The organism is Parasaccharibacter sp. TMW 2.1888 (genome assembly GCF_023167265.1).
Taxonomy (GTDB): Bacteria; Pseudomonadota; Alphaproteobacteria; order Acetobacterales; family Acetobacteraceae; genus Bombella; species Bombella apis.
Window position 1 is genome coordinate 1,986,122 of record NZ_CP030979.1, and the last position, 12,498, is coordinate 1,998,619.

Here is a 12,498-nt window from a genome sequence, read left to right on the forward strand (position 1 = left end):
TGTCCTTCCAGCCCGCCATTGCAGGCTGGAAGGACCTTTGCCGAAGATCAGTTTTCCAGCAGTTCTTCCCGTTTGCTTTCAAGCTCAACCCAGCGCTCTTCCGCTTGGCGCAGCTTTGTCTCGGTGTCTTCCAGCGCAGCCGTAATCTTTTCAAACCGGACAGGGTCCCGGTTGTACAGCCCGGGGTCAGCCAGAGCATTCCGGCAAAGCATGGCGTCTTTTTCAAGTTTTTCAAGAAGCTCAGGCAGCCGGTCCAGCTCCCGTTGTTCCTTGTAGCTCAGTTTGACGGTCTGTTTGACAGTACGTACAGGGGAAGAACCTGTATCGCTGGAGGAGGGGGCCGTGTCTTTCTGGCGTCTCTCTACGGGAGACCGTCCCCTGCGTTGGGCCAGCATGTCTGAATAGCCACCAGCATATTCAATCCAGCTGCCATCACCCTCTGCCACCAGAGTTGAGGTTGCCAGTCTGTCCAGAAAATCACGATCGTGACTGACGAGCAGAACCGTCCCAGCATAATCGCCCAGCATGTCCTGCAACATATCCAGCGTCTCAAGGTCCAGATCGTTGGTAGGCTCATCCAGCACGAGCAGATTGGAAGGACGGGCCAAGGCAGCCGCCAGCGCCAGCCGCCCCCGTTCTCCCCCGGAGAGATGGCTGACTGGCGTGCGGGCCTGCTCCGGCCGGAAGAGGAAGTCCTTCATGTACCCAATGACATGCCGTTTTTCCGTGCCGACCTGTACCATCTCGCCATGTCCGTCCGTCAGGAAGCTGGCCACACTCTGGTCGCCATCCAGGGCGCTGCGCTGCTGGTCCAGCGTCACCATCTGGATGGACGGACTACGCCTGATTTCACCGGCCTGTGGGGTCATCTCACCGGTCAGCAGGCGCAGAAGCGTCGTTTTCCCGGCCCCATTGGCCCCGCAGATTCCCAACCGGTCGCCTCTGGTCACCTTCAGCGTCAGATCACGGATGAGGGGACGCTCCGGATAGGCCCAGCCAACACCTTCCGCAGCCATGACAATCTTGCTGGTATTCTCCGTCTCACTGGCTTCCAGCTTCAGGGAGCCTCTCTGGCGGGAGGCAAGATCATGCCGCTCCGCCCTCAGGGCGGCCAGTTCAGCAACACGACGGACATTTCGCTTTCGGCGTGCTGTGACGCCATAGCGCATCCAGTCTTCCTCAAGGGCAATCTGACGGTCCAGCTTGTGCGCTGCCCGTTCGGCAAGCTCAATCTGCTCGTCCCGCCATGATTCGAAATGGGCGAAGCTGGCGTCTAGCCTCTGCGTGCCCCCCTGATCCAGCCAAATGACTGCCTTGCACAATGTTTCCAGAAAGCGGCGGTCATGACTGATGATGATCATCCCCGCTCCCGAGGCCAGAAGCTCCCGCTCCAGCCAGGCGATGCAGGGGAGGTCCAGATGGTTGGTCGGTTCATCCAGAAGGAGAAGGTCCGGCTCAGTTGCCAGAGCCCGGGCAAGGGCGCTTCGGCGTGCTTCCCCTCCAGAAAGACTGGCACATTTTTCACGACCATCCATGCCGAGCTCACTCAGCATGGCTCGGGCCCGGTAATGGGCTGTCTCGTCCAGATCCGCCGTCACATAATCGAAAACCGTGTCCCACCCAGAAAGGTCGGGTTCCTGCGGCAGATAATGTACTTTCAGCCCTGGCTGGAGGAAACGCTCGCCATCATCCTGTTCCAGCTCCCCCGCTGCAATGCGGAGCAGGGTGGATTTGCCCGAGCCATTTCGCCCGACAAGGCAGAGCCGTTCACCCGGCAACACGGAGAGCGTGGCACCGTCCAGCAACGGACGGCCACCCAGAGTATATGAAATGTTCTGTAGATTGAGGATTGGTGCAGACATGGGCCTGATGTGAAGAAACCGGAGCAGATTTGCAATATGGAACGGATGAAGAGGTGAAAGAAAGATTTTTCCGATGGAAAACTTTTACTCTGTCTGTTTTTCTTTTCCCCGCTTCCTCTGTATATGTCTCCCCATGAAGGCAGACAAGAAGATGCTCAAAGGCTGGGTACGGCAGCAGAATGGCGCCAATCGCCCAGCCACCATGTGTATGGCCCTGATCGGAATGTGCAACGTCCTTGCCGGAATGGTGCTGGTATGGAGCCTGGCCTCCATTCTGGCAGGCCTGCTGGCAGGCGGGGGGAGGCTGGATGCCCGCTGGTTGGGTATCTTCATCCTCATGTCTGTCGTCCGTGTCATTCTGGGATATGTGCAGGAACACTTGGCTGTCTCCAGCGGTGAGCTGGCCCGCAAACGCCTGCGGCGCGAGCTGCTGTCCCGCTTTTTTGCACAGGGGCCGGCGCTGCTCCGGCATCAGCACAGTGCTGCACTGGCGTCTCTGTTGACAGACCGCATCGAAGCGCTGGAGGGCTATTTTGCCCGCTGGTTGCCTGCCTCGGCCCTTTGGGTGGTAGCGCAGTGGTCTGTCGTTCTTGTCGTGTTCTGGCAGAATCACCGGGCAGGGCTCATTCTGGGGGGATGCTGCCTTTCCCTTCCTTTTTTCCAGGCCGTGTTCGGCATTGCTACAGCCATTGCCTCACGCCGTCAGCTTCTTGCCCTCAACCGCCTCCAGGTCCGTTTTCTGGACAGGATCAGGGGCATTGCTACCATCGTTCTTTCCGGCAATGCGGAAAAAGATGCCCAAGGCCTGGGGCGGGCTGCTGATGAACTGCGACAGCGGACCATGAAAGTGCTGCGTCTGGCCTTTCTGACATCAGCATCCACTGATGTTGCCATGATCGTTGCCTTGGTCTGGATCGTGATCGACCAGCGCCACGGTCTCATGCATGGCGGGTCTGTTGCGCAGACAACCAGCATCCTGTTTGCCGTGCTCATGGTACCAGAAGCCTTTGCGCCATTCCGTGCACTCTCAGCGGCCTATCAGGACAGAGCACAGATTACCAGCAGCGGCGAGGCCATACAGAAACTGCCGACCCTGCCAGAAATGGCAGCTGGCACATCTGCTGACCAGCCACGTGCCGAGCGGACGGCTCGGGGTATTGAGCTTGATGTGCAGGGGGTTTCCTATCAGTGGGTAAAGGATCGGCCACTCGCGCTTGACGATGTATCATTCCAGCTCAAGGCGGGTGACGTGGCCCTGCTGACGGGCCCATCAGGAGCTGGAAAATCAACCCTCATTGAAATGCTGCTGGGTTTCATCAGGCCCCTCGAAGGTTCCATACGTCTTGGCGGTGTCGACCTCCAGGCGCTAGGCCCGGCAGAAATCACGCAACAGATCAGCTGGATTGGTCAGAAGCCGGTCATTTTTGCAGGTACGCTGCGTGAGAATATCATGTTCGCTGCACCTGAAGCGTCTGAAAAGCAGCTTCAGGCGGCTTTGGAAGCATCTTCCATCACGGGATATCTGCCCCTGCTTCCTGATGGGCTGGAGACCAGACTGGGTGAAGGAGGATTCGGCCTTTCAGGTGGGCAGGCCCAGCGGATCGCCATCGCCCGTGCCTTCCTGAAAGATGCCCCGCTGCTCATCATGGATGAACCTACCGCCCATCTTGACCCCATGACGGAGCAGGACATTCTCATGTCTCTCCGGAGGCTGCTGAAGGGTCGTACAGCCCTGATTTCCACCCATTCGCCCCAGTTCCACAATATTGGTGAGACCGTGCGTCTTACCATGGAGACGGGACGGCTTACGGAACAGGAGACACTGGCATGAGGCAATTGCAGCCATTATGGAATGTATGGAAAGCCCGTGGGGGACGCCTGCTTATCGGGCTGGTTCTGGCCGAACTTTCCGTCTGTGCCGCTTTCCTGCTCATGGGGCAGACCGGCTCCCGCCTCGGGCTGATCGCCATTGGTGGGGTCGTTGCCTTTGGCATCCTCCGCTTTGCTGGCGCCGCCCGTATCATTCTCCGCTATCTGGAACGTCTGGCCACGCATGACGCCACCTTTCGGGTTCTTGCAGACATCCGCCTCTGGTTTTACAGAAATCTGGCCAAAGGAGCCGCAGCTGGGCTGGGCTTCCGGCGTTCTGGTGATCTGCTCTCCCGCCTCGTGGCCGATGTGCAGAGTCTGGACAGCCTCTATCTGCGTATTCTGGTCCCGCTGGCAACGGCGCTGTTCAGTCTGCCCATCGTCATCTGGGTTTGTCTGAAGGGAAGCCTGCTCCTGGCACTCAGTATCGGTGTCATTTTCTGCCTGGTCGCCTTTGCCTTGCCGGTACTCATGGCGAAACTGTCCTATCGCTGGGGGCCAGAGCTGCAACAGGCGCAGGCTGACATGAACAATCAGGCCCTTGATCTCGTGGGAGGGATGCGTGAATTGCGCATCTTCGGGCAGGAAGATGCCGCTGCAGAGCGGTTTCTGGCCGCAGAGGAAGCCTTTTACACCGTGCAGCGTCGCCAGGGACAGGCCATGGCACACATCCATGCCATCTCCCTGTTGCTGACCCGCCTGGGGATCATCCTTGCTCTGGCAGGATGTGCGGGAGTCTTCTTCCCTGAAGAGCAGGCTGTCATGGGCATCACCATTCTTTTTGTTGTCATGACTGCTCTGGACAGCATCGTGGATCTACCAAGGGCAGGCCTTCTTTTCGGGCGCATCCGCCATGCGGCAGAACGTGTGGTGGATGCCACGGTCATGCCTGAAGGCACTCCCGCAGAAGGAACAGCGCCTGCCCCCGCTGGCCATGAGATTGAAGGGCGGGACGTCACCTTTGGCTGGACACCGGAAAAACCCGTTCTGCAGAATGTGAATTTCAGACTCCGGGCAGGGGAAAGGGCCGCACTTGTCGGACCATCAGGTGCCGGGAAGTCCAGTCTTGCAGCGCTGCTGCTCAAGGTCGTGGCGCCTCAGGAAGGAAGCATTACACTGGGTGGGCAGGACATGGCTTCCATCCAGACCGAGGCCCTGCGGGAGCAGGTGGCATGGCTCTCTCAGGCAAGCCATCTTTTTGACGACACAATCCGCTCCAATCTGCTTCTGGGACGGGAGGGCTTTTCTGACAAAGCCCTCTGGGCTGCTCTGGAACAGGCGCAGATTGCTGATTTCGTGCGTTCCCTGCCTGATGGGCTGGATAGCTGGATTGGTGAAAACGGGTCCCACATTTCCGGCGGGCAGGGGCGCCGCATTGCTCTGGCCCGCGTGCTGCTTTCTGAAGCCCCGGTACTGATCCTTGATGAACCCGGTACCGGGCTCGATCTGGAGACGGAACGTGCCTTTCTGGCAACACTCAACCAGCTAGACCGCTCCCGTACCATCCTGCTGATTACCCATCGTCTTACAGGAGTGGAACAGTTGGATCACCTCTGGACCCTCCATGAGGGACGCCTGAAGTCCCAGCCTCTTTGAGCCATGGATGCATTTTTACCACTCCCAGGGCCCAGACCCATATTGACCGGAGCTCAAAGCACGGGCAGTTAAAGATGATCATTTTCCATAGGTAACGAGAAGGATGCTCCCATGAAGAAAGTTTCTGCTTTCATGCGTCGTCTTGCTCCCGTGGGGGCGACCTCCCTCATGGTGGCCGGGCTTCTGGCTGGCTGCGTATCGCATCCGCCGCGGGATGATTATGTCGTGTTTTTTGATACGGAGTCTGTGACCCTCAGCCCCACAGGGGAGGCCATCATCGCCAGCGCCGTTGATGCCGCCCACAAACGGAATATCTCGCACATCACGGTTTCCGGTTCTGCCGGGAAAAATGAGGATGCGGACGTGCTGAAAAAACTCGCAGATGCCCGTGCGGATTCTGTGGTTGATGTGCTGGTGCGGGATGGCATCAAGCGTGAGGATATCCGCAAGGAACCCTTCGTGCCAACAGATGTCGAGAATTCACGCGTCGCCTTCCGTCGTGTCACGGTCCATCTGGGCGCACATTGATTCAGGAGCACGATCAGCATGACGGGGAACCCTGCGAAGGAATAGGGAACCCCATTGATCGCTTTCCCCGTCATGTTGGTGAAACTCCTGAAGCTGTCCTGCACCGGGTTTTTGGTTTTGAGAGCTTCCGGGGCCTTCAGGAGAGTGCCGTTCAGGCCGTCATGAAAGGGGAGGACGTTCTCGTCCTCATGCCAACAGGCGGCGGGAAGAGCCTGTGCTATCAGGTACCGGCTCTCTGTCGCAAAGGGGTTGGGCTCGTCATCTCCCCCCTGATCGCCCTGATGGAAGATCAGGTTGCCGGGTTGAGGCAGCTCGGGGTGAGGGCATCAGCCCTTCATTCCGAAATGGAGTATCAGGATCAGCAGACAGTCCGGGAGGATCTGCTCTGTGATCAGCTCGACCTCCTCTATATTTCACCCGAGAGACTGCTGACACCGTACAGCCTCAACCTGCTGCGGCGATGCAGCCTGTCGCTCATTGCTATTGATGAAGCGCATTGCGTTTCCGCCTGGGGCCATGATTTCCGGCCGGAATATCGAGAGCTGGCCAATCTGAAGCAGCTGTTCCCCAGAGTTCCCCGCATTGCGCTGACAGCCACGGCAGACCCTCGCACACGAAGTGACATGCTGGCGGCTCTGGACATGCCCCAGGCTCACATACTGATGGGCAGTTTCCACAGGAGCAACCTGTTTCTTCAGGCCCAGCCCAAACACTCGGAGACACGTCAGGTTCTGGATGCACTGGACCACCATATGGGACAGGGTGCGGCCATCGTCTATTGCGGTAGCCGCAAGAAGACGGAAACACTGGCCCGGCAGCTGCGTGAAAAAGGCCATACAGCTTTTGCTTTTCATGCTGGCATGTCCCCCGCCGACAAGAAGAATGTCCTGTTGCGGTTCCGTTCTGGTGAGCCCATGATCGTTGCGGCAACCATAGCTTTTGGCATGGGCATCGACCGCCCAGATGTCCGCACCGTCATCCATCTGGACATGCCGACGTCACCAGAGGGCTATTACCAGCAGATAGGCCGTGCTGGACGTGACGGTGAACCATCGCATACTCTTCTGCTTTACAGCGGAGAAGGTGTCGCCAGAGCCCGCTACTGGCTGGAAGAAGCCCAGGTGCCGGAGGCGGAAAAACGGGCGATGCAGGGACGGCTGGAAAGCATGATTTCCCTGACAGAAACAACAGGTTGCCGGACCCAGGCCATTCTGGCCTGTTTCGGTGAAACGCTGCATGAACCCTGCGGCCATTGCGATAACTGTCTGCATCCTCCCTCTACCTTTGATGCCACTGAAGCAGCACAAAAGGTTCTCTCCACCATATACAGGACAGGCGAACGGTTTGGAGCCGTGCAGCTCATTGCTGTTCTCAAGGGCAAAATGACAGAAGCGGTGGAACGCCACGCCCTTCAGCACCTTTCAGTCTTCGGGATTGGGAAAGACAGAACGGATGTCTGGTGGCGTATGGTCATCCGGCAGCTCATAGCCCGTGGTGCGATTGGCATGGTGGGGGATCATGGCGGATTGGGACTGAAGCGGGAGACAGCACGGCCCATTCTCAGGGGAGAGGTGTCCGTCAGCCTGAGGGAAGATGCAACGTCACGCCACATGGCCAGCATGGGGGACACGCCACGGAATGACCCCAATGAAGGGCTTTCCGATGAAGAATATCGCCATTTCCTGGCGCTGAAGATGTGGCGGCGGGAAGAAGCCTATCAGCAGGAAATCCCGCCCTACATCATTTTTCGTGACGCCACCTTGCGGGAGATCATCCGGGCCCGTCCAACCAACAGGCAGGAGCTGGGAGATATCCGTGGGGTTGGTCAGAGCAAGATCGAACGTTACGGCGATGCGGTTCTGGCCATTCTGCAGGAAGCTCCCTGAAAAGGGGAGCATCAGGGGCCGACGTGTTTTTCTTCCACAATCGGCTGCATGACAAACGAAGCCGTCACGTCTCCCACATCCTGAAAATGAAACGTGAAATCAAGTTTGCTGCCAGCCTGATAGGGGACTTTCAGTCCGTGGCAGATCAGATGATAGCCACTTGTCGGAAAAACGAGCGTCCCTTCATGCGGCACAGCCATGCGCTGGAAAATATCATATGTCTGCCGGGGAGACTGGATCGCAACCTGGCTGTTCCGGTTCGACGTGACGGAATTGCATCCGGGAGATGTGATACCGCGCAGCAGCATGTCCGTTACCCCATGATTGCTCAACGAGAATGTCCCGAAAGCAAACGGAGCTTCCCTGTAGCGTGTGTGCAGCGCGGCATCATTGATGATGATGCTCTTCAGGGAAAGAGGCGGGGGGGCTACACCGCTGTCGGTAGCGGCGGCGGCACTTTCCAGCCCGAGACCGATCAGCAGGGCTGCTATTGTCAGGGAGTTGCGTCCTGTCCTGTTCATGATCCTCGCTCCTGCCATATGGCCTGGGAAAAGACAGGGCAATCATAAAGAAAAAAGCCCTTTCATATTCCTCAATGCTGCCATTTCCGATAAACTGTGCAGCAGGCGGGGTCAAGAAAGACCCTGCTCTGGTTGCTTTTCGGATTATGCCATGTACTGCCCTTTTTGCGGAAATCAGGAAACGCAGGTCAAGGATAGCCGCTCGGCAGAAGATGGTGCTGCCATCCGCCGTCGGCGTGTCTGCTGTGCCTGTGCGCAACGCTTCACCACCATTGAACGTGTGCAGCTGCGTGAACTGACCGTCATCAAGGCCGATGGTCGCCACATTCCTTTCGATCGTGACAAACTGGCCCGGTCCATCCGGATTGCCCTGCGGAAACGGCCTGTCGATGAGGTACAGCAGGAGCGCCTGCTGAATGGCCTTGTCAGACAGCTGGAAGCCTCCGGCGAACAGGAAATCCCATCCTACAGGATCGGAGAGCTCGTCATGGATGCGCTGCGTGAGATTGATGGCGTTGCCTATGTCCGCTTTGCCAGTGTCTATAAAGATTTTCGGGAGATTGAGGCGTTCTCCAAAATTCTTGTCGATATGAACAGCCCCGCCAATCCCCCCTCTCAGGAGACCCCATGACCGAACCGTCATCCACTACATCACGTAAACGCAGCCGGACAATTGCCCGCATGGCAGCCACGCAGGCCCTGTATCAGTGCGAACAGACAGGTGCCAATCCCGAGAGTGTCCTCATGGAGTTCATCCGGCACCGGCATGTTGCCTCTACGGCCTGTTTTGAAGATGGCCATATTCCTGATGCCGACCTGAACCTGCTGGAAGAGCTTGTCCGCAATGCCGTGCTGAAACAGGATGCCATCGACACGACTCTGACAGCACTGCTTCCTGAAAGCTGGCCGATGGACCGTCTTGACCCTGTCCTGCGTGCCCTGTTGCGCACGGCTATTGGAGAAATGATGACAGGGCTGCCAGCCCAGGTTGCCATCAATGAGTATCTGGATGTCGCCCATGGCTTTTTCAGTGGGGATGCACCGAAGATGGTCAATGGCATTCTGGACAGATTTGCCCGTCAGCTGGGCGGAGAGCAGGGCGCACGGTAAAGGACGGTACAGATGGGCGAGTTTGACTTCATAGCCCGGCATTTCCGTCCACTTGCAGGGCCGGGCGCCATGGAGCTTCGCAATGATGGAGCAACCATGGCTCTCCCAGCAGGGGAAGAACTTGTTCTCTCCAGCGATACCATGGTTGAGGGGCTTCATTTCCTCCCAGATGATCCGGCAGGGACGATTGCCCGCAAGCTGCTACGCTGCAATCTCTCAGACCTGGCTGCCATGGGCAGCCGGCCACGCCATTACATGCTGAATGTCAGTGTTCCGCCAGGACGGCATTATGATGAAGCCTGGTTTACGGAATTTGCTGCCGGGCTGGCAGCGGATCAGAAACAGTATGACATTTCTCTTCTGGGAGGCGACACAACTGGCAGTCCTTCCCCGCTGATGCTGAATGTCACCATTCTGGGGTCAGTCCAGCGGGGACAGGTTTTACGCCGTGATGGTGCCAGAGCAGGAGATGGTGTCTGGATTACCGGCAGTCTCGGGCGGGCTGCGTTGGGATTGCAGATCCGACTGGGCAAACTGGCGACAGGGGACGCTTCTCTTGTAGAGGCCTATCGTATACCGACACCTCGTACCGGCCTTTCCCTGTATGGTATCGTCAGTGCCGCCATGGATATCTCGGACGGTCTGTTGCAGGATTCTGGCCATATTGCCGAAGAATCTGGTGTGGCCATCACTCTTTTTGAAGAAAAGCTGCCTCTTGTCCCTGAGGTTGCTGCCCATATGGCGACTCACCGGGAGATAATCCTCCTCGGAGGGGATGATTACGAACTTCTGCTGACCTGCCCCGCCGCCAGCGAGGACGCTTTGCAGGCCCATTGCAGACAGCACGGTGTGCCCCTCACCAAAGTGGGCATGGTGACAGAAGGCGAAGGCGTGACCATGCTGGACAGACAGCACGCCCCCATCAATTTCTCACGGACCGGCTGGCAGCATTTCTGATCACTGCCAGACCATGATGGAGGAAGAATGGCACTTCCTCCACCCAGCCTCATCAGGCAGAAAGATTTTTTTCGTAAAGACGATGTGTTTTATGTGGATGAGGCACGAGAGATTCCGCCAGATTCCTCATTCCGACATCACTCTCCAGAACCCAGCCAAGTTCAACCCATTTGTAAGGCAGCGTATGACCACGACGCATCAGTTCCACAATGGCGAGAGAAGGCAGAAGCGACCCAAGCATCGTTCCGCGCATTTTGCTGGAAACACCCAGCAGAATCACACGGGCCGACCGAAAACGGTGCGTTGCCAGCCGGTAGCCAAGCCGCATCCACCCAAGAGGTGATGGTGCTCCTCCCAGATCCCCCGCAATGTCGTAGAGATTGGGAAGAACCATGGCCATGGCAACCGGTTCGCCATTCTGATCAATCTGGACATAATGCTCAGGGCGCAGGAGCGGCTTGATCTGCTCGATCATGGCCGTCATTTCGTAATCCTGCATGGGCACAAAATTGTACTTATGTGACCAGGCATCATTATACAGCTTCCGCAGCACCTCTCCCTGGGTAGTGATTTCCTTCTTGGAAAGATTGCGGGTCGTAATCGTGCTGAGCCGCCCTTCACCGAGTCTCAGATTGCCTGGAACCTTGAAGCGCTCTTCCGTCGTTCCATCCAACTCCAGCCGGTAGCTCAGCAGGTCCTGCGCCTTCTCATATCCACATTGACGGATGAGGGCATCCAGACCTTTCGGGTGCCAGGGAATGGCAATCATGGGGGCGGAGCGCTGCCCTTCCACCATGGTCCCGGTCTCCGCATTTCCGCTCAGCGTGACTGGGCCGCGTATCTTGGAAATCTGCCGTTTCTTCAGCCAATCCTCAACAGCCTGTAGAAGGGCTGAGACAATCTCCCGTTCAGGAATGGCATCAAGCGCACCAAACTGCCCAATAACTTCCTGCCAGTGATCAATTGCCTTATGATCGACAATCGCGGCGATTCGTCCAACGGGGCGACCATCGCACCAAGCCAAGAAATACTGTATCTCCGCATGGCGGAAAACCGGGGATTCCTTGGGGCTGAGCAGGTGCCTCTGCTCCATGTCCAGCGGGGGGACGAAGCCGTCCATTCCTTTATAGATATGGCGCGGAAGTGTGATAAAACGACGTAAATCTCCCCGTGTGGTCACGGGACGAACATCGACCTTGGCAGATTGAGAGTTTGGCGCTTCACATTGCATAGCAATGGCTATACTCGTACACGAGCCTTCCCGCTAGAGGGCAAAAATGAAAGGGGCTTCATGTCCAGACCAGAAAAAAACTCAACGATGCCTCGGCATCACATCCTCATAACTGGCGCTTCCAGCGGCATCGGGGCGGCTCTGGCGGAGTATTATGCCCGTCCCGGCGTACATCTGACACTGTGGGGACGGAGTGAAGAGCGGCTGGGAAAAACGGCGTCCGCAGTGCGTGCAAAAGGTGCCAGCGTGGACATCTTCAGCATCGACCTGACACAGGCCGATGAGGCCCTGAAAGCCCTTGCCTATACCGATGACCAGCTGCCGATCGACATCCTGATCCTCTCAGCCGGGATGGCGGACATCCGGCCTCATGGCGCCCTTGCTGAATCAGCAGAGACAGCCCTCAGAATGTCCATGGTCAATTTTGCCACCCCTGTGGCCATGGCCACCGAAATGGCAAACCGCATGGCAGCCCGTCGTCATGGACGCATCGCCCTGATGGGGTCTGTCGCTTCCTTCCATGATCTGCCGCTGGCCACAGTCTATAGTGGCTCCAAAGCAGGGTTGGGACGCTTCAGCACGGCCCTCCAGGCAGCCATGACACCTCATAATGTCCGTGTCTGCCTGATCGCTCCAGGTTTTGTAGATACCCCCATGAGCCAGCGGCTGGACGGTGAGCAGGCTTTCCTCGTTCCGGTGGAGAAAGCAGCCCGCAAAATCGCCCGCAGCATCAATCAGGGCAGGGGGGTTCTCGTATTCCCGTGGGTGTTCCAGCTGACCCGTCTGCTGGAGATGGTCCTTCCCCGTCCTATCGCCCATCGCATCCTGCGGCGGCTGGATGTCATGCAGCATCCTGAACATGAAAAGACTGCCCACCAATAATTGAAGAAAACCTTACAGGTCAGGTGCTTGCAGACAGGAAGGGGGCATGGGAAAAT

Annotated in this window: 11 protein-coding genes; 8 read left to right on the forward strand and 3 right to left on the reverse strand. The window is 57.6% G+C overall.

Going from position 1 to position 12,498, the window contains the following annotated elements; all coding sequences use genetic code 11:
- Positions 1-47: 47 nt before the first annotated feature.
- Positions 48-1,862 (reverse strand): ABC-F family ATP-binding cassette domain-containing protein, encoded by a 1,815-nt coding sequence (locus DTQ13_RS09085; protein ID WP_248460643.1) that lies wholly within the window; start codon positions 1,860-1,862, stop codon positions 48-50.
- A 133-nt stretch (positions 1,863-1,995) separates the two neighbouring features.
- On the opposite strand from DTQ13_RS09085, the gene cydD reads away from it, so the two are divergent.
- The 4 genes from cydD to recQ all read left to right on the forward strand — a co-directional run bounded on the left by cydD (position 1,996) and on the right by recQ (position 7,741).
- Positions 1,996-3,693, forward strand: coding sequence for a thiol reductant ABC exporter subunit CydD (cydD, locus tag DTQ13_RS09090; RefSeq protein WP_248460644.1), 1,698 nt, complete (start codon positions 1,996-1,998; stop codon positions 3,691-3,693).
- Positions 3,690-5,327, forward strand: a complete 1,638-nt coding sequence (gene cydC / locus DTQ13_RS09095) for a thiol reductant ABC exporter subunit CydC (RefSeq protein WP_248460645.1) — start codon at positions 3,690-3,692, stop codon at positions 5,325-5,327. The genes cydD and cydC overlap by 4 nt, the downstream gene beginning before the upstream one ends.
- Positions 5,328-5,438: 111 nt before the next feature.
- Positions 5,439-5,855: an OmpA family protein gene (locus tag DTQ13_RS09100; RefSeq protein WP_043560156.1), complete on the forward strand. Its 417-nt coding sequence runs from the start codon at positions 5,439-5,441 to the stop codon at positions 5,853-5,855.
- A gap of 41 nt (positions 5,856-5,896) precedes the next feature.
- The gene (recQ, locus tag DTQ13_RS09105) at positions 5,897-7,741 is read left to right on the forward strand and encodes a DNA helicase RecQ (protein WP_248461254.1); all 1,845 of its coding nucleotides are present in this window, start codon (positions 5,897-5,899) and stop codon (positions 7,739-7,741) included.
- Positions 7,742-7,752: 11 nt separating this feature from the next.
- Here recQ and DTQ13_RS09110 read toward each other — a convergent pair whose 3' ends face one another.
- Positions 7,753-8,262, reverse strand: coding sequence for a copper chaperone PCu(A)C (locus DTQ13_RS09110; RefSeq protein ID WP_248460646.1), 510 nt, complete (start codon positions 8,260-8,262; stop codon positions 7,753-7,755).
- Positions 8,263-8,413: 151 nt separating this feature from the next.
- Here DTQ13_RS09110 and nrdR point away from each other — a divergent pair, with 151 nt between their 5' ends.
- Genes nrdR through thiL form a run of 3 tightly spaced genes read left to right on the forward strand, consistent with a single transcriptional unit; the run spans position 8,414 to position 10,329 of the window.
- Positions 8,414-8,893 (forward strand): transcriptional regulator NrdR, encoded by a 480-nt coding sequence (gene nrdR, locus DTQ13_RS09115; RefSeq protein WP_043560151.1) that lies wholly within the window; start codon positions 8,414-8,416, stop codon positions 8,891-8,893.
- Positions 8,890-9,372: a transcription antitermination factor NusB gene (gene nusB, locus DTQ13_RS09120; protein ID WP_154981445.1), complete on the forward strand. Its 483-nt coding sequence runs from the start codon at positions 8,890-8,892 to the stop codon at positions 9,370-9,372. Before nrdR ends, nusB begins: the two co-directional genes overlap by 4 nt.
- A gap of 12 nt (positions 9,373-9,384) precedes the next feature.
- Positions 9,385-10,329, forward strand: coding sequence for a thiamine-phosphate kinase (thiL, locus tag DTQ13_RS09125; protein WP_081563150.1), 945 nt, complete (start codon positions 9,385-9,387; stop codon positions 10,327-10,329).
- A gap of 52 nt (positions 10,330-10,381) precedes the next feature.
- On the opposite strand, the gene DTQ13_RS09130 is transcribed toward thiL, so the two are convergent.
- The gene (locus tag DTQ13_RS09130; protein ID WP_043560144.1) at positions 10,382-11,560 is read right to left on the reverse strand and encodes a hypothetical protein; all 1,179 of its coding nucleotides are present in this window, start codon (positions 11,558-11,560) and stop codon (positions 10,382-10,384) included.
- 87 nt (positions 11,561-11,647) lie between these two features.
- Between DTQ13_RS09130 and DTQ13_RS09135 the strand changes: the two genes are divergently transcribed.
- On the forward strand, positions 11,648-12,442 hold the full coding sequence (locus tag DTQ13_RS09135; protein WP_043560141.1) for an SDR family oxidoreductase: 795 nt from the start codon (positions 11,648-11,650) through the stop codon (positions 12,440-12,442).
- Positions 12,443-12,498: the final 56 nt, after the last annotated feature.

Bases quoted from the DNA above. Each gene is read 5' to 3' on its own strand.
- DTQ13_RS09085 (WP_248460643.1), bottom strand. From the start codon at position 1,862: ATGTCTGCACCAATCCTCAATCTACAGAACATTTCATATACTCTGGGT.
- cydD (WP_248460644.1), top strand. From the start codon at position 1,996: ATGAAGGCAGACAAGAAGATGCTCAAAGGCTGGGTACGGCAGCAGAAT.
- cydC (WP_248460645.1), top strand. From the start codon at position 3,690: ATGAGGCAATTGCAGCCATTATGGAATGTATGGAAAGCCCGTGGGGGA.
- DTQ13_RS09100 (WP_043560156.1), top strand. From the start codon at position 5,439: ATGAAGAAAGTTTCTGCTTTCATGCGTCGTCTTGCTCCCGTGGGGGCG.
- DTQ13_RS09110 (WP_248460646.1), bottom strand. From the start codon at position 8,262: ATGAACAGGACAGGACGCAACTCCCTGACAATAGCAGCCCTGCTGATC.
- nrdR (WP_043560151.1), top strand. From the start codon at position 8,414: ATGTACTGCCCTTTTTGCGGAAATCAGGAAACGCAGGTCAAGGATAGC.
- nusB (WP_154981445.1), top strand. From the start codon at position 8,890: ATGACCGAACCGTCATCCACTACATCACGTAAACGCAGCCGGACAATT.
- thiL (WP_081563150.1), top strand. From the start codon at position 9,385: ATGGGCGAGTTTGACTTCATAGCCCGGCATTTCCGTCCACTTGCAGGG.
- DTQ13_RS09130 (WP_043560144.1), bottom strand. From the start codon at position 11,560: ATGCAATGTGAAGCGCCAAACTCTCAATCTGCCAAGGTCGATGTTCGT.
- DTQ13_RS09135 (WP_043560141.1), top strand. From the start codon at position 11,648: ATGCCTCGGCATCACATCCTCATAACTGGCGCTTCCAGCGGCATCGGG.